Here is a 22,470-nt window from a genome sequence, read left to right on the forward strand (position 1 = left end):
CCCGACCCTGCCCCGCCACGACCTGAGCCGGACGGTGGGCTGGTTCACCACGCTGGTGCCGCTGCGGCTCGATCCCCTCGGCGGCGAACCGGACCTGCCGCCGGACGACGCCGCCCGCGGCCATGCCCTCGGTGCTGCTCTCTGCCGGGTCAAGGAAGCCCGCCGCGCCCTGCCCCAGCCCGACCTCAGCCACGACCTCCTGCGCCACGGCCCCGTCGCGGACCTGCGCCACCGCATCGCCGCGACACCCGAGCCCGGCATCCTCCTCAACTACCTCGGCCAGATCGACGCCGACCGCGCCGACCCCGACGCGCCCTTCGCCCTCGCCCCCGAGAGCGCGGGGCCCATGCGCGACCCCCACAGCCCCGCGGGCGCCGAACTCACCCTCACCGCCCTCGTGCGCGACGGCCGCCTCCACCTCGCCTGGCGCTTCAGCCCCGACCGCCACGACGCCGCCGCCATCGCCGCCATCGCCCGCGACACCCGGCACACCCTCCAGGCCCTCGTCGACCACTGCGCCGACCCGGGCACCCCGCGACGGCCCACCCCCGCCGACCTGCCCCTCGCCCGCCTCGACCAACCCGGCCTCGACGCACTCCTGGCCGGCCACGCCCTGGCCCCCGACAGCCTCACCGACCTCTACCCGCTCACCCCCCTGCAGGAGGGCCTGCTCTTCCACGCCCGCCTCGCCCCCGGGGACGCGGCCTACCGCAACCAGGTCCGCCTCGACCTCGAACCCCTCGACCCCGACCGCTTCGCCCGCGCCGTCCGCGCCACCCTCGAGCGCCACGACGTCCTGCGCACCGCCATCCTCGACCCCGCCGACGGCCCGCCCCTCCAGGCCGTCCTCGACCCCGTGCCCCTGCCCCTCGCACGCCTCGACTGGACCGGGGAGCCGTCGAGCCAGGACGCGCCGCACGAGGACGCCCCGGACGAGGATGCCCGCGCCGACCGCCTCGCCGCTCGCCTCGCCGCCCTGGCCGCCGAGGAGCGCGCCCGGCCCTTCGACCTCGCCCGGGCCCCGCTCCTGCGCCTCGTCCTGGTCCGCACCGGACCGGACCGCCACCACCTCGTGCTCACCGTCCACCACCTGATCCTCGACGGATGGAGCACCGCCCGCCTCGTCGCCGAGGTGCTCGCCCGCTACCGCGGAGAGGAGCCCGAGCCCGTCACAGGACGCTTCGCCGACTACCTCGCCTGGCTCGCCCGCCAGCCGCGGGCCGCCGCCGAGCGCTTCTGGCAGGACGCCCTCGCCGGCCTCGACGCCCCCACCCGCCTCGCCGACACCTTCGACCCGCCCGGCACGCCCGGCGCCCGCGACGGACAGCGCCCGCCCGGCCACGGCGAAGTCCGGCATCACGGCGAGGTCCGGCACCGGGTGCCGCCGGCCACCGCCGGGCGGCTGCTCGCCCGCGCCCGGGCCGCGCACCTCACCCTCAACACCTGCGTCCAGGCCGCCTGGGCCCGGCTCGTGGCCGCCCGCACCGGGCAGGCGCGCGTCGCCTTCGGCACGACCGTGGCCGGGCGCCCGGCCGACCTGCCCGGGGCCGAGACCGTGCTCGGGCTGTTCATCAACACCCTGCCGGTGGTCGTCGACCTCGACCCGGCCCGGCCGCTCGGCGCTTGGCTGGCGGGCGTGCAGGAGGCCGGTCTCGGCCTGCGCGAGCACGGCCACCTGCCCCTGGCCGCCATCCAGCGCCTCGCCGGCGCCGCGGGCGCGAGCACGGGCACAGGGACGGGCGGCCTGTTCGACAGCCTCGTGGTGTTCGAGAACTACCCCGTCGACGCCGCCCTCGCCGCCGCGCGCCACGGACGGGACGGCGACGGAAACGGGGACGGCGACGCTGCCGACCCGCACGCCTTGCGCCTCGGCCCGGCCATCGTCGCCGAGACCACGCACTACCCCGTCACCCTGGTGGTCCACCCGGAGACCGGCCCCGACGGGACGCGGCTGGCCCTGCGCCTGAGCTACGCCGCCGATCGCCTGGGACACGCGGACGCCGAGGCGCTGCTCGCCGCCTTCGTGGCCCAGCTCGCCGCCCTGGCGGAGGCCGACCCGGCAACCCCGCTCGGRGCGCTGCCGCMGCCGCTGCCCGACAGCGACCGGGCGGTGATCGGGTCGGCGAACGCGACCGCCCGGGCCTAYCCGGACGGCGCCGGCGACGTCCTCGCCGCCTTCGCAGGCCACTTGGCGCACGACCCGGACGCGATCGCGGTGACCGACGGGCAGGGCGCGCTCACCCGCCGCGCCCTCGACAGCGCGGCCTCCGCGCTGGCCCGCCGCCTCGCCCGCGCCGGGGTCGGTCCCGACACTCTGGTCGGCGTCGGGCTGGAGCGGTCCTGCGCGCTGCTCGTCGCCTGGCTCGCCGTTCTCAAGACGGGGGCCGCGATCCTGCCCCTCAACCCCGAGCTGCCGCGCCCGCGCCTCGTCGCGACCGCCCGAGAGGCGGCCCTGCGCCTCCTCGTCACCGAGTCCGGGCTGGCCGCGCGGATGCCCGGGCCGGCGGAGCTTCCGGACCTGCAGATCCTCACCCCGGATCTGGCAGAGGCGGCGGACGATCCCGCCCTGCCGGCCGCGGCGCCGCACCCGGACGCCCTGGCCTACCTCATCTACACGTCCGGCTCGACCGGAACGCCCAAGGGCTGCGCCAACACCCGCGCCGCCATCGCCAACCGCCTCGCCTGGATGCGGGCCCATTTCGCGGTCGGCCCCGCCGACGTGATCCTGCACAAGACCCCGGTCTCCTTCGACGTCGCCGTCTGGGAGATCCTCCTGCCCCTCGTCAGCGGCGCACGCCTCGTCATGGCGCCGCCGCAGGCCCACCGCGATCCGGACGCGCTGGCCGCCCTGATCCGGCGGGACGCGGTGACGATCGTGCACTTCGTGCCCGCCCTGCTGGAGGCGTTCCTGGCGTCCGGCCGGCTCGCCGCCTGCCCGAGCCTGTCCCGCATCGTGTGCAGCGGCGAGGCGCTCGCCCCCGACCTCGCGGCCGCCGTCCGCGCCCAGAGCCGGGCCGACCTGGCGAACCTCTACGGGCCGACGGAGGCGGCCATCGACGTCAGCGCCTGGACCTGCGGGCCCGAGCCGGACGCCCCGCGGGTGCCGATCGGGCACCCGATCGCCAACACGCAGCTCCACGTCCTCGACGACGCGCTGCACCCGGTGCCGGTTGGGGTGGTGGGCGAGCTCTACATCGGCGGCACCGGCCTCGCCCGCGGCTACCTCGGACGCCCCGGCCTGACCGCCGAGCGCTTCGTGCCCGACCCGTTCGGAAGGCCCGGCGCGCGCCTCTACCGCACCGGAGACCGCGCCGCACGCCGCCCCGACGGCGCCCTCGACTACCGCGGACGCGCCGACGAGCAGGTCAAGATCCGCGGACAGCGCGTCGAGCCCGGCGAGGTCGCCGCCGCCCTNCAGCCAGGCCCAGGCCGTCTATTACCGCACCGGGGACCGTGCCGCCCGCCGCCCCGACGGCGCCCTCGACTACCGCGGACGCGCCGACGAGCAGGTCAAGATCCGCGGACAGCGCGTCGAGCCCGGCGAGGTCGCCGCCGCCCTGCGGGCGCAACCCGGCATCGCCCAGGCCGCCGTCGTCGCCCGCCGCAAACCCGACGGCCCCGCGCGGCTCGTGGCCTACGCGGTGCCCGCGCCGGGCGCGCACCCCGACCCGCAGGAGCTGCGCCGCGCCCTGGCCCGCGACCTGCCCGAGGCCCTGGTGCCGGCCGCGATCGTCCTGCTCGGCGCCCTGCCGCTCTCGACGAGCGGCAAGCTCGACGCCCGCGCCCTGCTCGAGCCCGACGCGGACGCGTCCGCCCGGGACGCCGACGCGCCGCGGACGGCGACCGAGCGGCGCCTCGCCGATCTCTGGGCCGCGGTGCTCGGCCTGCCCGGACCCGACGCCGTCGCCCGGTCCGACACCTTCTTCGAGCGCGGCGGCGATTCCATCCTCGTCATGAAGCTCGTCGCCGCCGTCCAGGAGAGCCTGGGACCGCGCCTGCCGCTGCGCGCGGTCTTCGATCACCCGACGCTGGCGGATCTGGCCGCCCGGATCGACGCGGACGGCAGCACCGGCCGCACCGGCGGGGCCGGGGCGGCCGACCTCACCGACATGGAGAGCTGGCTCGACGCGATCGAGACGGCGGCAGGAGCGACGCGGACATGACCCTTCAGGCCACGCAGATCGCGCGACGCTTCGCCCGGCTCGCGCCGGAGCAGCGCCGGGCCTTCCTCGCCAAGCTCGCCGAGAACGGGATCGACTTCGCCACCCTGCCGATCGTCCCGGCGGACGGCGACAGGACGGCGCTGCCGCTCTCGGCGGCGCAGCGCGGCCTGTGGCTGACCTGGCAACGCGAGCCCCTGAGCCCGGCCTACAACCTGACCGGCCTCGTCGAGATCGCCGGGACCCTCGATCCGGCGCGGCTCCAGGCCGCCGTCGACGACCTCGTGCGGCGCCACGAGCCGCTGCGCACCACCTTCGGGCTGGATCCGCAGGGCGAGCCGTGCCAGCGCGTCCACCCGGCCGCCCCGGTTCCGATCCGGGTCCGCGAGGGGCTCGACGCCGCCGGCAGCGACGCCCTCGCGGAGGCCTTGGCGCGCACGCCGTTCGATCTGGAGGCCGGCCCCCTGCTCCGCGTCGAGCTGCACCGCCTCGGGGACGGCACCGACCGGATCCTGCTCGGCCTGCACCACATCGCCGCCGACGGGCAGTCGATCCCCCTGCTGCTGCGCGACCTCGACGCCCTGTACGCGGCCCAGTCGCGGGAGGCGGGGGCCGACGGCCTGCCGCCGCTGCCCGTGCAGTACGCGGATTACGCCCTCTGGCAGCACGGCCGGCTCGAGGCCGGGGAGGCCGCGCGCCAGGCCGCGTACTGGCGCTCGGAACTGGGCGCGTCCCCGGCCGAGACGCCGCTGCCCCTCGACCGGTCCCGCCGCGCGGAGCGCGCCGCTTCGGGCGGGATCCACGCGTTCCGGATCCCGCCCGAAGTGAGCGAGGCCCTGCGGAGCCTCGCCCGCCGCGAGGGCGCGACGCCGTTCATGGCCGCCCTCGCGGGGTTCGCCCTGACGCTGGCGCGCTACGGCGACGGCGCGGACGTGCGCGTCGGCCTGCCGCTCGCCGACCGCGCGCGGCCCGAGACGCGCGGCATGGTCGGCCACCTGACGGGCATCGGGGTCCTGCGGGCGCGGGTCGACCCGCGCGACGGGTTCCGCGTCCATCTCCGGCAGGTCCGCGATCGGCTGCTGGCCGCCCAGGCGCACGCCGACCTGCCGTTCGACCGGATCGTCGCGGCGTCGGCGACGGAGCGCCGGCCCGGGCTCCACCCGCTGTTCCAGGTCAAGGTCACCGAGCAGGCCGCGCCCCCGCCCGACGCCCGGTTCGCCGGACGGCCGATGCGGCTGCGCGGCCTCGACGGGGGCGACGTCCACTTCGACCTCAGCCTCGATCTCGTCGATTCCGCAGAGGGCCTGTGCGGCCGCTTGGCCTTCGCCCGCGACCTGTTCGACCCCGGGACCGTCGCGGGCCTGGCCGAGACCTTCGCGACGCTGCTCGCCGCGGCGGTGGCCGAACCCGACCGCCCGCTCTACGCGCTGGCGAGCCCCGCCCCGGCCGCGGCGACGGACCCGGCCGCGCTCGACGGGGTCGCGCTCGACGTGGTCGCGGCCTGGCGCGCCCGCGCGGCCGAGGCGCCGGAGGCGCCCGCCCTGCGGCAGGGCCGGCGCTCCCACAGCCGGGCCGAGCTGGATGCCGCCTCGGACCGCCTCGCCGCGCGGCTGGCCGCGGACGGGGCGAGGTCGGAGACGCGGGTCGCCCTCCATCTCGACCGCGGCCCCGAATGGGTGCTCGGCCTCCTGGCGATCCTCAAGACCGGCGCCGCCTACGTGCCGATCGATCCCGGCCTCCCGGCCGCCCGCCGGGCCGACCTCGTGGCCGAGTGCGGGGCCTGCCTCGTCCTGGGCGAGCCGGTCCCGGGCGACCGGCCCGACCGGCCGGTGATCGCGGCGCGCTTCGACCCGGCCGAGGACGCGGCGGCCCCGCCCTTCGCGGCCGCGCCGCCGCATCCCGACGCTGCGGCCTACATCCTCTACACCTCGGGTTCCACGGGCCGGCCCAAGGGGGTCGTCGTGACCCGCGGCGGCCTCGCGCAGTACGTGGCCGGAATTCTCGCGCGCGTCGGCCTGCCCGCCGGCGGCCACGTCGCGATGGCCTCGACCGTTGCGGCCGACCTGGGCAACACCGTGCTGTTCGGCGCGCTGGCCGGCGGCTCGGAACTCAACCTCCTCGACCACGAGACCGCCCTCGACCCCGACCGCTTCGCCGCGGCGGTCGGGGGGGACGCGGCCGGGGGCCGGAGGATCGACGCCCTGAAGATCGCGCCGAGCCACCTCGGCGCGCTGCTCCAGGCGGCCGACCCCGCCGCCGCGCTGCCAGAACGGCTCCTCATCCTCGGCGGCGAGGCGCTGCGCTGGCCCCTCGTCGACCGGATCGCCGCGCTGAAGCCCGGCTGCCGGGTGGTCAACCATTACGGGCCGACCGAGGCGACGGTCGGCGCGCTGTGCCAGGAGGTCCGCGCGGGGGCGGAGCACCGTGACGGTGCGCTCGGCCCGGAGGACGGGGCCGGACGCTGGGCCGGCGGCGCGCCTATCGGGACGCCGCTCCCGGGCGTCCGCGCGCGCGCGCTCGACGGATTCCTCGCACCGGTGCCGCCGGGCGCGACGGGGGAGCTCTACCTCGGCGGGCCGCAGGTCGCGCGGGGCTATCTCGACCGGCCGGGCCTCACCGCCGAGCGGTTCGTTCCGGACCCGCATGCCGGCCCCGGGGCGCGCCTCTATCGGACCGGCGACCGCGTCCGGCTTCTCCGCGACGGCAGCCTCGCCTTCGTGGGCCGGGCCGACGACCAGGTGAAGATTCGGGGCCACCGGGTCGAGCCCGGCGAGGCGGCCGCGGCCCTGCGCGAGCTTCCGGGAATCCGCGACGCCGCCGTCATCGCGCTCGCCGAACCGGAGGCCGACGGGGCGGAGGGCCCGCGCCTCGCCGGCTACGTCGTGGCCGACCCGGACCTCGACCTCGCCGCGGTCGGCGCCCGACTCGCGGAGCGCCTGCCGCCGGCCCTCGTGCCGACGAGCCTGACCCGGCTCGACGCGCTGCCCCTGACCCCCAACGGCAAGCTCGACCGGCGCGCCCTGGCGTCGCTGGAGGCGGCGCGCGGGACGGACGGGAAGGATCCGCCCCGGGACGGGACGGAGCGGGCGCTCGCCGCCCTCTGGGCCGACCTCCTCGGCCTGGATCCGTCCGCGATCGGCCGCCACGACGCCTTCGCCGACCTCGGCGGCGACTCGATCCTGAGCCTGAAGATGCTCGCGCGCATCCGCCGACAAGGCGTCGCGGGGGGCAAGACCCTCACCCTCGCCCAGATCCTCGGCGCGAAGAGCCTCGCCGACCTCGCCGAACGCGTCGCGCCGGCGGCTCCGCGCGGGCCGGAGATCGTCCATCTCCGCCGCGAGGGCGGACGGACCCCGCTTTTCTGCGTCCCCGGCCTGATCGCCAACGCGACCGAGTTCGCCGCGCTGGCCGCGCGGCTCGGCCCGGAGCGGCCGGTCCACGGCTTCGTCAGCCACGTCTACACGGAGGCGCGCTGGCAGGGGTACGACGTGCCCGCGCTGAGCGGCGCCTACGCGGACTGCATCGCCGCGCACGCGCCGGGCGGCCGGTGCGCGCTGGTCGGCTGGTCGTCCGGCGGCGACCTCGCCTACGAGACCGCGCGCCGTCTCGACGGGCGCGTGCGCGTCGACTTCCTGGGCCTCGTGGACGTGTTCGAGTCGGTGCCCTTCGCGCCGCCGCGGGCTCTGGACGCGGACGCGCGGGCGCTGGCCGCGCGGTGGCGCGCGGACTGGCTGGACGGCTCGCGGATGGCCGAGCAGTGGCGCGGGCTGATCGCCCGCATGGACGCGGACGAGCGGGAGGCGCTCGACGCCTACCTCATCGACAACCCGGAGCTGCCCGCGGACGGGCCCGACCTGACGGCGCGCGAGTTCGAGCTGTGGGCCCTCCTGGACAAGCGCGTGCGGGCCAAGCGCCACGCCTTCGCGCCGCTGGCGCGGCCCGTGCACGTCTTCCAGGCCGCGGATTCGCTGACGCGACCGGAGCGCCTGCGCGACTGGAGCGCGCTGGCGCCCGTCGCGGACCTGAGGATCATTCCCGGCGCGCGGCACCTGGACATCCTCCGGAGCACCGCGTTCCAGGACGCGTTCGCCGAGGCCCTCGACGCGGCCGAAGCCTGATCCGGGCGCGGGCCCTTCCGCGAGGGCCCGCGTCGATCCCGACAGGACGGCGCCGATCTCTGCTCCCGCGCACGGGACGAGGGGCCGCGGCGGCGGGGACCCGGAGCGCGCGGCGCTCCCGGTCCGCGGCGGGCGCAGGGGCGCGTCGGATCAGGGATCGCGCGCCGATCCGGCCGGGGCCGACGCTGGCGGGGTCACGGCGGCCGTCCGACGCAGATGCCCGGGCGCGGTCCCGCCGCGTCCGGACCCGCCGCCCCGCGTGGGGGCGACCGCCGACGAGAGGCTCACCACCGGTATGTGAGGGTCCCGAACACGTTGCGCGGCTCGCTGTACCGGCAGCCATTCACCGTGACGCAGGTGACGTAGGAATGGTCGAGGACGTTGCGGGCGTTGATCTGGGCGCGCCACCCCTTGAGGCTCGGGTCGGCGACGCCGAAATCGTAGAGCGCCACGAGGTCGAACAGGGTCGCCGCGCGCGAGTCGAAGGTCGCGCCCGAGATGTTCGAGCTGCCGACGTAGCGCACGCCGCCGCCGAGCCGCAGGCCCGGGATCCCGAACAGGCCCATGTCGTAGGTGCCGAACACGCCGGCTTGGTTGTAGGGCACGAGGTCGAGGCGCTGGTTGAAGTTCGCCGCGACCGTGGTCCGCGTCTGCCGGGCATCGGTGTACGAGTAGGAGGCGACCGCCTCCAGCGGGCCGAAATTCGTCCGCGCCTCGGCCTCGAAGCCCTGCGAGCGGACCTGCCCGGCCTGCGTGCTGAAGACCGGGTTGACCGGGTCCGCCACCAGCGCGTTCGTCTGGTTGATCCGGTAGAACGCGGCGCTGAGCAGGGTGTCGGCGCCCGGGACCTCCCAGCGCAGGCCGCCCTCGTACTGCTCGCCGAGCGACGGCTGGAAGGGATTGCCGTTCCGGTCGGTGACCGCGAAGGTCTGGAAGGACTGGCTGTAGGAGACGTAGGGCGCCAGCCCGTAATCGCCGAGATAGAGCAGGCCGAGCCGCCCGCTGAAGGCGCTGTCGTTCTGATCGAGCTGCGTGCCGGTGCGATAGGTGAGGACCTGCGTGCGCGCGAAGTCCTGGCGGCCGCCGGCCAGGAAGACGAAGCGGTCGAACCTGACCTGATCCTGGACGTAGATACCGACTTGGTCGAGCAGGCTCTTCGAGCCGGTGTTGATCGCGTAATTGATCCGCGGGTAGGTCAGGCCGTAGACCGGGGCGTAGACGTTCAGATTGCCGACGGTGCCGTTGGTGTAGCGCTCCGAGTTCAGGAAGCTGCGGTAGTAGTCGATGCCGGTCAGCAGCGTGTGCGCGGTCGGGCCGATGACGAACTTCGTCTCGAGCGAGGTGTCCGACGCCACGCCCGTCGCGTTCTCGTTGCGCATGCTGATGCCGCGCGTCGCGACCTGCCGGTTCGCCAGCAGCCCGTTCGGGAGCAGGTAGTCCCAGTCGACCCCCGACTGGTAGTAGCGCAGGGCGTGGCGCAGCCGGACCGAGTCCGAGAAGGCGTGGTCGATCTGGTAGCCGATCGCGCCCGACCGGGAATCGTACCGGTCGAAGGCGGGCTCGCCGTAGAACCGGTCGATGGCGAAGCGGGGGAATCGGCCGTTGGGCAGCAGCGTGCCGACCGCCGAGAGCGGCGGCTGGAAGCGCGTGTGGATCTCCTGATAGTAGCCGAGCAGCGTGACGGAGGTCGCCGTCGACGGCCGCCACGTGATCGCGGGCGCGATGTAGCGCTTGTCGTCGGGCGTGTACGCGAGATAGCTGTCGCTGTTCCGGATCAGCCCGGTCAGCCGGTAGGACCACGCGCCGTCGTCGGTGAGCGGTCCGGTGAAATCGCCCGACACTTCCTTGCGATTGTACTGGCCGAAGCTGACGTTCATCTCGTTGAACGGCGTCTGGAGCGGATGCTTGCTGACGGCGTTGACGATGCCGCCGGGCGAGAGCTGGCCGTACAGGATCGACGCCGCGCCCTTGAGGACCTCCAGGCGCTCCAGCCCGTACGGCTCCTGCGTCCCGTCATAGACGCCCGATTGCAGCTTCAGACCGTCGCGCAGCAGCCCCGAATTGCCCGCCTCGACGGTGAAGCCGCGGATCGTGAAACCGTCCGAGACCTTGGCGAAGCCGCCCACGGCCTGGCTGCTCAGGCCGGGCGTGTAGGCCAGGGCCTCGGCCAGCGTCGAGGCCCCCTCGTCGCGTATCTGACGGGCGCCCACGACGTTGATCGTCTGCGGCGTCTCGATGATCGGCGTGTCCGTCTTCGTGCCGGACGCGCTCGCCTTGGCGACGTAACCGTTGACCGGCCCGGTCGCCGTGTTGGGCGACAATCCTCCCTGTCCGACAACCTGGATCTCGTCGAGGGTGACAGCAGTCTGTCCGCCGCTCACCGGCTGCGCGGCCAATTCGTCGGCGGGCAACGAGATACCGACGGCCGCCGACAGCAGGAGCGGCCCCCAATACGGGAGGCGCTTCTGTGGTCGATCGGACGGAGCGGGAGCGAAATCGACGCACATGCAGGCAACTCTTGGGCGCTGCAGCCGCCGCGGTCGGATTCGGCTGCGAGACCTCCATCTGCGCGGCCGCCGCACAGGAACGCAATAGGTCAAGCTCGCCTGTGAGCCTATAACGGCAGTTCAGTTGCAGATCAGAGACAAAATCAACATGTAATAATTCTAATTTGCGAGATTTCCCCGGTCTGCCCCGCCCGATCGCTCCGCGCGAAATCGGCGGAAGAGAGTTGCGCACAACCGCTCTACTGCGATGTGCTAGTCCTCGCAGGACAACCCGGCAGGGATGGCGGGATCGACGTGATCCGTGACGCGGGCGCGGGGGCCCGCCGAACATCGCCCGGCTCGGGGCCCGGCTCGGGGCCCGGATCGACGCCCGGATCGACGCCCGCTCTCAGACGGCCCAGTCCGCCGCCAGCGCGGCGGCCGCGTACCGGGCGCGCGCCGCGGCGTCGCGCGGGAGCCCGGCGCGCTCGCACCACGCCGCGAAGATCTCCGGCTCGACCGGCACGCGCACGACCTCGACGCCGCTGCGCTGCACCTCCCGTTCCATCTGCTCCGTGGCGACGCGCCAGGTCTCGTAGTCGGGGGGCAGCTTGGCGCCGTCCGCGAGGCTGGTGCGCAGGGCTGGGTACTGCTCCGGGGTGTACCAGGGCAGTCCGACGCGGCGGGGGCGGTCCATCTGGGCTCTTCGAACGGTCACGCTGAACGACCGTCAACGGTCATGGGCGGCCTCTGGTTCGAACCCGCATCGCGATCATGCCGCGGCGGCCTCGCCCCTCACCGTCTCGGGCTTCCGCGTGCGGCTCGGCCGGCGCCGAGGTCCGGGAGGTCCAGATCGAGGAGCGCGGCGCCGAGGCTCTTGCCGTGCGCGTCGAGGGCCAGGGAGCGGGTGACGCCGCCGCCGAGCGCCTCCGTGAGCACGAAGTTCAGCGCCCCGAGCTTCGGCAACGCGTAGCGTGTCACGTCGCCGGTCACGATCCCGCGGAAATGCGCCCGCACCTGCTCGGCCGTGACGTGCGCCGCGAGGTGCTCGTAATCCGCCGCGTCGTAGGCGATCAGCGCGATGTTCGACGTGTTGCCCTTGTCGCCCGTGCGGGCATGGGCGAGAGCGCGCAGCTTCATCCTCGGGTCTCCCGGCTCTCAGGCTTCGACGACGTGCACGCGCGGCCGGGCGAGGGCGGCCGGGACGAGGACCGACTGCACCGCCACCACCTCGCGGGCCGATTTCCAGGCGCCGCCGCCGCCGGCCGGGCCGTTGGTGTAGAGCGTCTCGACCTCGTTGCCGATCCGCACGGCCTCGGCGTGGGTCTCGGTCCGCCCGGCGACCCGCAGGCGGACCTCGTAGGGCTCCCGCTCGCCCGACAGCGCCGCGCCGTGGAGCGCGTCGACGCCGATCAGGTCGCAGCGCAGCTCGGTCGTCGCCACGCCGGTGAGGGCGAGGCGCTCGCGCACCACCGACAGGGCGAGCCGGCCGCGGGCCAGGGCGCCGGGCCCGGCGTAGGAGATCTGCCCCTCGCCGATATAGGAATCCACGTACCCGACCGAGACCTTCAGGAGGCCCGTCGCCGGCGCGCCCGTCGCGCCGCGCACCCGGACGCGGTCGGGGCCGACCTGCTCCATCTCGACCTCGGAGAAGTCGCCGACCACGTCCGGCTGGATGTAGCGCGCCGGGTCGTGCACCTCGTAGAGCAGCTGCTCCTTGCAGGTGGCGAGGCTGATCCGGCCGCCCGAACCCGCGACCTTCGTGATCTCGACCGTGCCGTCCTCGGCCACGATCCCGATGGGGAAGCCGAGGCGCGCGAGGTCCGGTACGTCCTTGCAGCCCGGATCGGCGAAGTAGCCGCCGGTGATCTGGCCGGCGCATTCGAGGAGGTGGCCCGCGAGGGTGCCGCGGCCCAGGCGCTCCCAGTCGTCCATCGCCCAGCCGAAGGCGTGCACCAGGGGGGCCAGGAACAGGGCCGGGTCGCCGACGCGGCCGGTGATGACCACGTCGGCGCCGTCCGCGAGGGCGGCCACGATCGGCGCCGCGCCGAGATAGGCGTTCGCCGAGACGACGCGGTTGCCGAGGCCGGCGACCGGCTCGCCGCTCTCCTCCAGGACGAAGTCGCCCGCCCGCACCGCGTCGAGCAGGTCGTCGCCGGTCACCGCGGCGATCCGCAGGCCGGCGAGGCCCATCTCCCGCGCGAGCGCCCCGGCCTTCCGGGCGGCGGCGACCGGGTTGGCCGCGCCCATGTTGGTGACGATGCGGATGCCGCGGGCCCGGCACGGCCCGAGCACGGCCCGCAGGCGCGCCTCCAGCAGCGGATCGTAGCCGCCCTCGGGGTCGCGCAGCTTCGCCTGCTGCGCCAGCGCGATGGTGCGCTCGGCGAGGCACTCGAACACGAGGTAGTCGAGGTCGCCGCGCTCGGCGAGTTCGACGGCGGGCTCGATGCGGTCCCCGGCATAGCCGGCGCCGGCGCCGAGGCGGACGGTTCTCATGGCGCGCTCTCCGCTGTCTGAGGGAGTCAAAGGGGAATCAGAGGGGGAAGACGCCGAGGACGACGCAGGCGAGGGTCATCACCACCGAGGCCGCCAGCAGGAACGGGAAGGTGAATCTCTGGTGGTCGGCGAGGTCGATCCCGGTCAGGCCGCAGACCAGGAAGGTCGCGGGCGTCAGCGGGCTGACGGGGAAGCCCGTCGTCATCTGGCCGAGCAGCGCCCCCTGGGCGACCTGGACCGGCGGGACGCCGAGCTGGTGGGCCACTTCCGCCACCACCGGCAGGACGCCGAAGTAGAACGAGTCCGGGTCGAACAGCATCGACAGGGGCATCGACACGAGGCCGAGCCCGAACGGGATGTGGCGCCCCATCTCGGGAGGCACGAAGGTGACGGCCGTCTGAGCCATGGCCCTGAGCATGCCGGTGCCCTGCATGATCCCCGTGAACACGCCGGCGGCGAGGAGGATCGAGGCCATCAGGATCGCGGCCCTGGCATGCGCGTCGACGCGCTGCCGCTGGGCGTCGACCTGCGGGTAGTTGATGACCAGCGCGAGCGCCGTGCCGAGCATGAACATCAGCGCCGGCGGCACCTTCTCGGCCAGGAGCACCATCGTCCCGAGGACCGCGGCCGTGAGGACGATGTTGATCCAGAAGCGGTCGGGCCGGCGCAGGGCCCGCTCCGCGTCGCTGAGGGTCCGGGCGGTCGTGGCCGGGCCGGGCGCGGACCCCGCCGCCCCGGGAAGGAGGGCCAGACGGCGCTCCTCCCGCAGGCCGAGCCAGTACGAGGCGGCGAAGATTAAGACGAGGCCGACCGCCTGTACCGGCACGAGGGGCGAGAAGATCTCGGGGATCGGCAGCTTGAGGGCCGCGGAGGCGCGGATCATCGGCCCGGTCCAGGGCAGGAAGTTCACCCCCGCCGCCATCGAGGCGGCGCAGGCCAGGACGCGCCGGTCGATGCCGACGCGGTCGTAGAGCGGCAGCATCGCCGGGATGGTGATCAGGAAGGTCACCGCGCCCGACCCGTCGAGGTGGATCAGCAGCGCCAGCAGGGTGGTGCCGGGCACGATCCGGGTGGGGCGGGTGCCGACCCGGGCGAGGATCCGGTCGATGATCGGGTCGAGCATCCCGGCATCGCTGACGATGCCGAAGAACAGGATCGCGAACACGAACATGCCGACGACGCCCGCGAGGCTCTGCAGGCCGGCGAGGACGAACTTGCCGGTGTCGAACCCGAACCCGCCGATCAGGGCGGCCGCGACCGGGATGACGATCAGCGCCACGAGGGGCGACATCCGCTTGGTCAGGATGACGGCGAGCAGCAGCGCGATCGTGCACAGGCCGAGCAGGGCCAGCATCCGTTCCTCCCGTTGGCGCCGGCGCGGTTCGGACCCGCGCCTGTATCGGATCAGGAAACGGCGGACGGCTTCATGACACAATTGAAAAGATCGGATCGCAGCGATAGCTTGAGATTATGGATCTCAACCTGCGGCAGGTGCGGGCCTTCGTGTCCGTCGTCCAGGTCGGCAGCTTCACCCGCGCGGCCGCCCTGCTGAACCTGTCGCAGCCCGCCCTGACGGTTCAGATCCAGCGCCTGGAGGAGATGCTCGACGCGCGGCTCCTCGACCGGACCAGCCGCACCGTCGCGCCGACGCGGCTCGGCCGCGAGCTGCTGCCCGTGTTCGAGCGGGTGCTGCGCGACCTCGACGCCGTGGTGGTCGACACCCGCGACCTCGCGGCACGGCGCCACGGGGTCGTGCGCGTCGCGACGCTGCCGTCCTTCGCGGCGAGCGTGCTGTCCGACGCGATCGTCCGCTTCCGCGCCGAGCACCCCGCCGTGACGTTTCGGATCAAGGACGTCATCGCGCAGCGGGTGCTCGACCTCGTGCGCGAGGAGGAGGCGGATCTCGGCATCGTCGGCGGCGACGTCCGCGATCCGGAGATCGGCGTCCTGCACCGGACGCGCGACGCCCTGCACGTGATCTATCCCGCCGATCACCCGATCGGCGCGCTGCCCCGGGTCACGATCGCGGCGCTCGCCGAGCACCCGCTGATCCTGATGGACCCGGCCACGAGCGTGCGGGCGGTGGTCGACCGCGCCTTCGTCGGCTCGGGCCGCCTGCCCCGCGTGGCCTGCGAGGCCACCTACATGATGACCGCTGTCAGCATGGTCCGGGCCGGCCTCGGCCTGACGATCCTCCCGGGCGCGGCGCGGGAGATCCGGGCCGAGCCCCTGCTCCGTTCGCGGCCGATCGACGACCCGCTGTTCGAGCGTCCGGTCTGCCTGATCAAGAAGGCCGGGCGGACGATGCCGCCTGCGGCCGAGGCGTTCTGCCGGTTGGTGGCGGACCGGCTCGCGGATCCGGGCGGGACGGCCGCCGGCGCCGCGCCGGGCCCCTGACCGGTCGGCCAGGTCCTCAGGCCCGGTGCCGCACGACGCCGTCCATCATGGTCAGGGCGACCTTGGTCCGGTGGATCTCGTGCGGATCGATCGTCAGGATGTTGCGGTCGAGGACGATCAGGTCGGCGCGCTTGCCCACCTCCACCGACCCGATCCTGTCGTCCATGCGGAGCTGGTAGGCGGCGCCCATCGTGTTGGCGTGGATCGCCTCCGCGACCGTCAGACGTTCGTCGGCGGGGCTCAGCACGGGCGCGTCCGGCCGGCCGACCAGCTGCCGCGTCACGCCGACCTGGATCGACGTGAGGGGCTCGTAGGTCGAGACGTAGCCGGCCGCCGGCCAGTCCGTGCCGAAGGAGACCCGCCCGCCCTGCTTCAGGATCGTCCTGGTCCGGTACATCCGGCTGGCGCGGTGCGCGCCGTAGCGCGCCATCATGTTCTGCAGCGTGTCTGGATCGGCCGAAGACCAGTTGGCCGAGAACTGCGCGGTCACGCCGAGCCGGGCGAAGCGGGGCGCGTCGCTGTCCTCGACATAGACCAGGTGGGCGATGGCGTGCCGCCGGTCGCGGGCCGGGTTGTTCGCGACGGCCTTCTCGATCGCGTCGAGGGCGACGCGGGCGGTCCGCTCGCCGCAGGCGTGGACGTGGACGTCGAAGCCCGCCGCGTCGACCGCGCCGACGAGGTCGTGCCACTGCGCCTCGGTGAAGGGCGACCCTCCGGTCGAGTCGGGCAGGTCGGCGTAGGGCTCGATCAGCCACGCCGTGTAGCCGCCCTGCGAGCCGTCGCCGACGATCTTCACGATGTCGACGTGCACGAGCTCGCCGGAGACCTGCCGACGCACGGCGTTGAACTGCTCGACCGTGTCGTCGATCGGCAGCGACTTCACCGAGTAGGAGGCGGAGACGCGGAACGGCAGCGTGCCGCGCTTCTCGGCCTCCACGTAGAGCGCGATGATGGCGGCCTGATCGCTGCCGACGGGCGGGACGCCCGCGTCGAAGACCGTGGTGATGCCGGCGGCCGCGGCCTTGGGCAGCCAGCCCTCCAGCAGGCTGCCCATGGCGGCGACGCTGATGGGTTCCACGGCGTTGACCAGCCCGAGGACCGCGTTGACCTCGAGCACGTAGCCGGTGGGGTCGCCCTTCTGGTCGCGCGCGTAGTAGCTGAAGCGCGGGATCGGGTCGGGCGTGTCCCGGTCGACGCCGGCCATCGCCAGCGCCTTGGAATTGGCCCACAGGCTGTGCCCGTCGATGGCGAAGAAGAAGGCCGGCCGGTCCGGCAGGATGGCGTCGAGTTCGGCCCGGTTGGGACCCTCCGGGGGAAACATGTCGACGCGCCACCCGAAGCCGCGGATCGGCCCGGTCGGATGCGCCTTCGCGTAGGCCTCGATGGCCGCGAGGACCTGGGCGAGGTTCTCGCGCTGCAGGTCGACCCCGGACGTCAGGAACGCGCCGAGGAAGGGGTGGGTGTGGCCCTCGACGAAGCCGGGCATCAGCAGCCGGCCCTGGAGATCCACCACCTGCGTGGCCGGGCCGGCCAGCGCCAGCGCGCCGGCCGCGTCACCGACATGGACGATGGTGTTGCCGCGCACCGCGACCGCCTCGGCCCAGGGGGCCGGCCCCGCCACCGTGTAGACGGGGCCGTTGTGGAACACGACGTCGGCGGGCCCCGCCGCGGCCGCGCGGCCGCTCCCCGGTTCGGCGCGGGCGCCCGTCGGGACGAGGTCCAGCGCGAGCGCCGTCGCGGTGATGGCCGCGCCCGACCGCAGCACCGCGCGCCGATTGACGGCGCGCCCGCCCCCGAAGGCCTGGAAATGGGGCGCCCAGTCACACGCGACGCACATGCGAGGCTCCCTGTTCCCGGATCCGCTCCCGACGGGACCCGATCCCGCTCTTGCAAATACTTAGCTAATATTTATTAGCGATCGACTAAGATCTGACTGGATAGATTTCGCCCGATGATCGCGCGATAGGATCGGACCGACCGAGCCGGCAGCCGAACCGGTCCGCCAAGCGATCGCTCTGAGCGCAGTCGGGACTCTATCGGCCAGTCGGATTACGGTGGATAGTGGAGCCATCCGGCTCACGACTGGACGAAGGCGGTTTCGGGAGGCGACGGATACTGCCAAGCTGTTTCACGCGCGCTCGACGACGGGAGGTACGATGACCCGAACCCTCTTCCGCTCCGCGGGCCTGGCCCTGCTGAGCCTGGCCGTCCCGGCCACCCTCGCGGCCCAGGGCCTGGCGCCCGACCAGACCGGCACGGGTGGCGGCCCGGCCACGACGATCACGGCGCCGAACACCAACAGCCTCGGCGTGACCAAACCCCCCGGCACGTCCCTCGGCCCGGGCGAGGTGCCGCCGCGCGCCGTGCAGGAGCACGAGCGCGCCCGGCTCAACAAGATCGAGCGCAGCATCTGCGACGGCTGCAACTGAGCGCGGGCGGGGCTGCCCGATCCCCGGGCCGACCGGCGCGTCGACCCGCGGGGCCTCACGCGGGCGGCGGTCCAAGTCGTTGTGCACCGTTCCGGAAGACAGATCCGGAAGACAGACGCTCCGGTCGGGGCAGCCGCGCCATGCCCCCTCTGCCGTGCGGGAGAGGGGCCCGCACCGCGGACGGCACGGGCTCGGCGATCGCCCCGTCGCGCCTCGATCGGGCGCAGCTCTAGGCGGCCCGGACCTCGTCCAGGAAGCTGCGGACGGCCCGGCTGAGCCCGTCGGACCGGACCGCGAGGGTGCGCGCGGCGTCGAGAACCTGCGTCGCGGCCGATCCGGTCTCGCCGGCCCCCTCGCGCACCGATCCGATATGGCCCGTGACCTGCCGGGTCCCGTGCGCGGCCGCCTGGACGTTCCGCGCGATCTCGCGCGTGGCCGCGCCCTGCTCCTCGATCGCCGAGGCGATGTGGGTGGCGGTGCCCGACATGTCGTCGATCGTGCGGCTCACGCCCTGGACCGCCTCCACCGCGCCCCGCGTGGCGGACTGGATCGCGCCGATCCGGGCGGAGATCTCCTGGGTCGCCCGGGCCGTCTGCTCGGCCAGCGTCTTGACCTCGGCGGCCACCACCGCGAAGCCGCGGCCGGCCTCGCCGGCGCGCGCCGCCTCGATGGTGGCGTTGAGGGCGAGCAGGTTGGTCTGGCTCGCCACGCCCGAGATCAGGCCGGCCGCCGCGCCGATCCGGTCGGCGCTGTCGGACAGCTCCCGGATGATGGTGCCGGTCTCCTGCGCGCGCGCGATGGCCGAGGCGGCGATCTCGACCGAATGGGTCACCTGCCCGCTGATCTCCTGCACGGAGGCCGCCATCTCCTCGGTCGCGCTCGCGACCTGCTGGACGTTACCGGAGGTCTGCTCGGCGGCGACCGAGACGCTCGCCGCGAGGGTGGTGGTCTGCGCGGCGATCTCGGTCATCGAGGCGGCGGTCGCCTCCATCTCGGTGGCGGCGGCGGTCAGCTCGTCCGTGAGCGCCCCGGCCTCCCGCTCGAAACCGCGGGTGATGCGGTCGAGCAGCTCGGCGCGGCGCATCTTGGCGGCGTCGGCCTCGGCCTGGAGGGCGGCCAGCCGCCGCGCCTCGATCCCCGAATCCTTGAAGACCTGTACGGCGTCGGCGATCTGGCCGATCTCGTTCCGCTCGCCCTGGTGCGGGATCGCGACCGCGAGGTCCCCGGCCGCCAGCCGCCGCATCGGTTCCAGCACGGCGCGGACACTGGCGGCGATGCTCCGCACGATCAGCGCACCGAGCGCGGTCGCGAGCACGAGGGCGATGGCGCCGATCGCCAGCATGAGCCGCTTCGCGCCGGAGGCGGCGGCCGCTCCCTGGGCGATCGCCGTCTCGCCGCTGGCGTTGTTGAGCGCCACGATCTCCTCGAGCGCCTGGGAGGCCGCCTTGATGTGGGGGCGGACGCCGACCAAGCTCTCGCGCAGCGCCAGATCCTTGCGGCCCGTCCGCGAGTATTCCAGCACGGCCGGGATCGCCGCGAGGTAGCTCTTCCATTCCCGGTCGAACACGTCGAAGAGCGCGCGCTCCTTCGGACCGTCGATCAGCGGCGCGTAGTTGCGCATCGCGGCGGCCACCGCCTCCGTCTTCTTCGCCAGGGCCGCCTCCTCGGCCCGCATGTGGGCGGCCTCGGGATAGAGGATGTGGTTCACGACGCTGACGCGCACGTCGATCACGTTGCCGCGCAGCTCGCCGGCGTAGCGCACGCGGGGCAGAGTGCCGTTGCCGAGGCGGACCTGGTCCTCGGCGAGATCGCCGACGGCGTGCAGGCCCACGCCGCCGACGAGGAGCAGACAGACGATGAGCAGCCCGAGTGCTCCGACCAGCCGGTGCTGGATCGAGAGTTTCGCGAACCAAGCTTTCATTGTCCGAGCGCAGCTCCAGAGCGGGGCCACCAAGATGGAAGCGCGACGATAAGATTCCGTTACGGGATCTGTTGCTGATGCTCTCACAAACAGATCGCCAAAATCAATTTTCAGTTGAACTCTTCGGGTCCATCATTTTGTCTGTCCGCACATCGTCACTGCTGAACGAGATCTGACGCAGAGCGTGCAGCTGTCCTCCGCGGATGGGAGCGGCTCGCTGCGGCGCCGCGCGGGCCCGCGCACGGCCGGGATCCGCGCTTCGTCGCCGCGCCGGGCGGCACGACCGGGAACGGGTCGCCCTCGGCGCGTCGGGCGCGCGGCGTCACAGGGGATAGCGCATGGCCACATTGCAGCGGGCATAGCGCCGGCCGAACCGGTCCATGATCTCCGGGTCGTGCCGGAACCCGACCTTCTCGTACAGGTGCACCGCGGCCGCGCACTTGGTGTTGGTCAGCAGGTAGAGCGTCTCGATCTCCATGGCCGCGGCGCGGGCCAGCACCGCCCGCAGCAGGTGCTCGCCGGCCTTGCGGCCCCGGGCCCGCGCGGACACGGCCATCTTGGTCAGCTCGTAGCAGCCCGCCTCCGTCCGCATCAGCGCGCAGGTGCCAACGATCCCGAGATCCGCCGACTCAACGAACAGGATGAGCCCGCCGCGGTCCAGGATCTCGCCGCGGGGATCGGACAGGAACCGGCGGTCGTTCTCCTCCAGCGCGAACATCGCCTCGATCCACTCGGCGTTGATGTCGCGGAAGCGGCCCGCCAGCGCGTCCGTGTAGTCCCGGATCGTCAGGCCCGTCGCGGCGTCGCCGGCCGCGCCGTCCTGGCAGATGCGGGCCGCAAACGGGACGGCGTCGAGCCTGCGCTCCAGGGCGGCGACCTGGTCCAGCAGGGGGCCCGACAGGCCGGCACACAGGCTCGCGACGGCCCTGTCGACGCGCGGCCAGAGCGCGTCCTTGGCGCGCGCCATCAGGGCCTCGCCCGCACCGCTGAGCGACAGCGCCTTCTGGCGAAGGTCCGCGTCCGACCGCGCCTCTTCGAGCAAGCCGAGCGCGACGAGGCTCGCCGCCGTGCGCGTGGCCGCCGGCTGGCTGACGCCGAGGGCGGCGGCGGCGTCGCCGATGGTCAGCGGCCCGTAGCGGTCGATGGCGGCGAGGAGCGGGAACTGGGCCGGCTGGATGCCGAGCTCCTCGTCCCGCAGGATCCGGGCGGCGTCGGCCTGGAAGCGGTCGGCGAGGCGCTTGAGGCGGCTGCCCAGGAACAGCGGCCCGAGTTCGTCGAGGATGTCTGCCGGCATGTCGGTCCTCCCGACACGATTTATATAATGCGTTATGTTTCTCGCAAGCCCTGATGGCCCGAAGGTCGGCGCATCGCGACACTGCCGCGATGGGACGATGGCCCCAGGGTACAGACCGTCGCCCCGCGGGAGCGGGTCGCGTCAGATCGTAGATTGTGTCCCGTGCGCACTGGTCGATCGCGCAACGTAAGGTAAAATCCCTCAACCCTCGCTCATCGGTCCCGCCGTGAACGTCGTACCCCGTTCCCTCTTCACGACGGATGCCCTGCCGGAGCGCGACCGCTTCGCCGCGTGGCGCGCGCTGTTCGCAGCCCACGACCTCGATGCCGATCCGCACGGCTTCTCGGGCCGGATCGAGACGACGCTGATCGGCCCGATGGCCCTGCGCGTCATGAGCGCCGCACCGCAGGGGCCGGCCCGGTCCCGCTCCCGGATCCGGCGCGACGGTCAGGACGGGTTCGTCCTGCACCTCAGCCGGCACGCCTACAGCGTCGAGACCGAACGGGGCGTGGCGGAGGTTCCGGCGGGCGCGGTCAGCCTCAACGACCTGTCGCAGCCGTACCGCCGCAGCCGGGTGCCGGAGACGGACTCGCTGATCCTGGCCGTCCCGCGCGCCTCCATCGCCACCGTGCTGCCGGACGAGGACGCGATGCACGGGCTGATCCTGACCGGCGGCGCGGGCCGCCTGCTCGCCGACCATATCCGGAGCCTGGCCGCGCATAGCGGCGCGATCACCGCGACCGACGCCGCCCCGATCGCGCAGGCCACGCTCCACATGGTCGCGGCCTGCGCGCGCCCGAGCCTGGAGGGAGCGGCCCGCGCGGCCGCGCCGCTCGAGGCCGCCCGGCTCAGGGCCGCGAAGCGGTTCATCCGCGGCCAGCTCGACACGCCGCCCCGGATCGACGCGATCGCGCGGGCGCTCGGCATATCGCGCTCCCAGCTCTACCGCCTGTTCGAGCCGGAAGGTGGGGTGGCGCGTTACCGCGCGCGGCAGCGCCTCGCGGCCGTGCGGGCCGCCCTCGACAATCCGCTGGAGCCGCGGTCGATCGGCGCGATCGGGGAGGCCTACGGCTTCGGGAGCGGCGCCCAGCTCAGTCGCGCGTTCCGGGAGACCTACGGCCTGACCCCGCGCGACTACCGGGTCTCGCGCAGCGGCGGCTGACGCGACC

Annotated in this window: 12 protein-coding genes; 4 read left to right on the forward strand and 8 right to left on the reverse strand. The window is 74.0% G+C overall.

Going from position 1 to position 22,470, the window contains the following annotated elements; genetic code table 11:
- Window positions 1-4,159 precede the first annotated feature (4,159 nt).
- Window positions 4,160-8,278, forward strand: a complete 4,119-nt coding sequence (locus ASG32_RS34795; RefSeq protein ID WP_056533805.1) for a non-ribosomal peptide synthetase — start codon at window positions 4,160-4,162, stop codon at window positions 8,276-8,278.
- 284 nt (window positions 8,279-8,562) lie between these two features.
- Here the strand turns inward: ASG32_RS34795 and ASG32_RS29680 are convergent, their stop codons facing one another.
- The 5 genes from ASG32_RS29680 to ASG32_RS29700 all read right to left on the reverse strand — a co-directional run bounded on the left by ASG32_RS29680 (window position 8,563) and on the right by ASG32_RS29700 (window position 14,614).
- On the reverse strand, window positions 8,563-10,599 hold the full coding sequence (locus ASG32_RS29680) for a TonB-dependent siderophore receptor (protein ID WP_056533469.1): 2,037 nt from the start codon (window positions 10,597-10,599) through the stop codon (window positions 8,563-8,565).
- A 574-nt stretch (window positions 10,600-11,173) separates the two neighbouring features.
- On the reverse strand, window positions 11,174-11,461 hold the full coding sequence (locus ASG32_RS29685) for a hypothetical protein (protein WP_020094334.1): 288 nt from the start codon (window positions 11,459-11,461) through the stop codon (window positions 11,174-11,176).
- Window positions 11,462-11,559: 98 nt separating this feature from the next.
- On the reverse strand, window positions 11,560-11,904 hold the full coding sequence (locus ASG32_RS29690; protein WP_056533471.1) for a hypothetical protein: 345 nt from the start codon (window positions 11,902-11,904) through the stop codon (window positions 11,560-11,562).
- An 18-nt stretch (window positions 11,905-11,922) separates the two neighbouring features.
- Window positions 11,923-13,260 (reverse strand): acyclic terpene utilization AtuA family protein, encoded by a 1,338-nt coding sequence (locus tag ASG32_RS29695; protein WP_056533473.1) that lies wholly within the window; start codon window positions 13,258-13,260, stop codon window positions 11,923-11,925.
- Between the two features lie 37 nt (window positions 13,261-13,297).
- Window positions 13,298-14,614 carry a citrate:proton symporter gene (locus tag ASG32_RS29700; protein ID WP_056533475.1) on the reverse strand — a complete coding sequence of 439 codons (1,317 nt, stop codon included), beginning with the start codon at window positions 14,612-14,614 and terminating at the stop codon, window positions 13,298-13,300.
- 116 nt (window positions 14,615-14,730) lie between these two features.
- Between ASG32_RS29700 and ASG32_RS29705 the strand changes: the two genes are divergently transcribed.
- Window positions 14,731-15,657 carry a LysR family transcriptional regulator gene (locus tag ASG32_RS29705; protein ID WP_056533477.1) on the forward strand — a complete coding sequence of 309 codons (927 nt, stop codon included), beginning with the start codon at window positions 14,731-14,733 and terminating at the stop codon, window positions 15,655-15,657.
- A 16-nt stretch (window positions 15,658-15,673) separates the two neighbouring features.
- Here the strand turns inward: ASG32_RS29705 and ASG32_RS29710 are convergent, their stop codons facing one another.
- The gene (locus ASG32_RS29710; protein ID WP_199866176.1) at window positions 15,674-17,494 is read right to left on the reverse strand and encodes an amidohydrolase; all 1,821 of its coding nucleotides are present in this window, start codon (window positions 17,492-17,494) and stop codon (window positions 15,674-15,676) included.
- A 319-nt stretch (window positions 17,495-17,813) separates the two neighbouring features.
- On the opposite strand from ASG32_RS29710, the gene ASG32_RS29715 reads away from it, so the two are divergent.
- The gene (locus tag ASG32_RS29715) at window positions 17,814-18,086 is read left to right on the forward strand and encodes a hypothetical protein (RefSeq protein WP_020094328.1); all 273 of its coding nucleotides are present in this window, start codon (window positions 17,814-17,816) and stop codon (window positions 18,084-18,086) included.
- A 229-nt stretch (window positions 18,087-18,315) separates the two neighbouring features.
- Here the strand turns inward: ASG32_RS29715 and ASG32_RS29720 are convergent, their stop codons facing one another.
- Window positions 18,316-20,007 (reverse strand): methyl-accepting chemotaxis protein, encoded by a 1,692-nt coding sequence (locus ASG32_RS29720; RefSeq protein WP_056533478.1) that lies wholly within the window; start codon window positions 20,005-20,007, stop codon window positions 18,316-18,318.
- A 322-nt stretch (window positions 20,008-20,329) separates the two neighbouring features.
- On the reverse strand, window positions 20,330-21,301 hold the full coding sequence (locus ASG32_RS29725) for a bifunctional helix-turn-helix transcriptional regulator/GNAT family N-acetyltransferase (RefSeq protein WP_056533480.1): 972 nt from the start codon (window positions 21,299-21,301) through the stop codon (window positions 20,330-20,332).
- A gap of 226 nt (window positions 21,302-21,527) precedes the next feature.
- On the opposite strand from ASG32_RS29725, the gene ASG32_RS29730 reads away from it, so the two are divergent.
- Window positions 21,528-22,463 (forward strand): helix-turn-helix domain-containing protein, encoded by a 936-nt coding sequence (locus ASG32_RS29730; protein WP_056533482.1) that lies wholly within the window; start codon window positions 21,528-21,530, stop codon window positions 22,461-22,463.
- The last annotated feature ends 7 nt before the right edge of the window (window positions 22,464-22,470 follow it).

The organism is Methylobacterium sp. Leaf361 (assembly GCF_001424445.1).
Classification (GTDB): Bacteria; Pseudomonadota; Alphaproteobacteria; order Rhizobiales; family Beijerinckiaceae; genus Methylobacterium.

Bases quoted from the DNA above. Each gene is read 5' to 3' on its own strand.
- ASG32_RS29700 (WP_056533475.1), bottom strand. From the start codon at position 14,614: ATGCTGGCCCTGCTCGGCCTGTGCACGATCGCGCTGCTGCTCGCCGTC.
- ASG32_RS29725 (WP_056533480.1), bottom strand. From the start codon at position 21,301: ATGCCGGCAGACATCCTCGACGAACTCGGGCCGCTGTTCCTGGGCAGC.
- ASG32_RS29715 (WP_020094328.1), top strand. From the start codon at position 17,814: ATGACCCGAACCCTCTTCCGCTCCGCGGGCCTGGCCCTGCTGAGCCTG.
- ASG32_RS29705 (WP_056533477.1), top strand. From the start codon at position 14,731: ATGGATCTCAACCTGCGGCAGGTGCGGGCCTTCGTGTCCGTCGTCCAG.
- ASG32_RS29720 (WP_056533478.1), bottom strand. From the start codon at position 20,007: ATGAAAGCTTGGTTCGCGAAACTCTCGATCCAGCACCGGCTGGTCGGA.
- ASG32_RS29685 (WP_020094334.1), bottom strand. From the start codon at position 11,461: ATGGACCGCCCCCGCCGCGTCGGACTGCCCTGGTACACCCCGGAGCAG.
- ASG32_RS29695 (WP_056533473.1), bottom strand. From the start codon at position 13,260: ATGAGAACCGTCCGCCTCGGCGCCGGCGCCGGCTATGCCGGGGACCGC.
- ASG32_RS34795 (WP_056533805.1), top strand. From the start codon at position 4,160: ATGACCCTTCAGGCCACGCAGATCGCGCGACGCTTCGCCCGGCTCGCG.
- ASG32_RS29710 (WP_199866176.1), bottom strand. From the start codon at position 17,494: ATGTGCGTCGCGTGTGACTGGGCGCCCCATTTCCAGGCCTTCGGGGGC.
- ASG32_RS29690 (WP_056533471.1), bottom strand. From the start codon at position 11,904: ATGAAGCTGCGCGCTCTCGCCCATGCCCGCACGGGCGACAAGGGCAAC.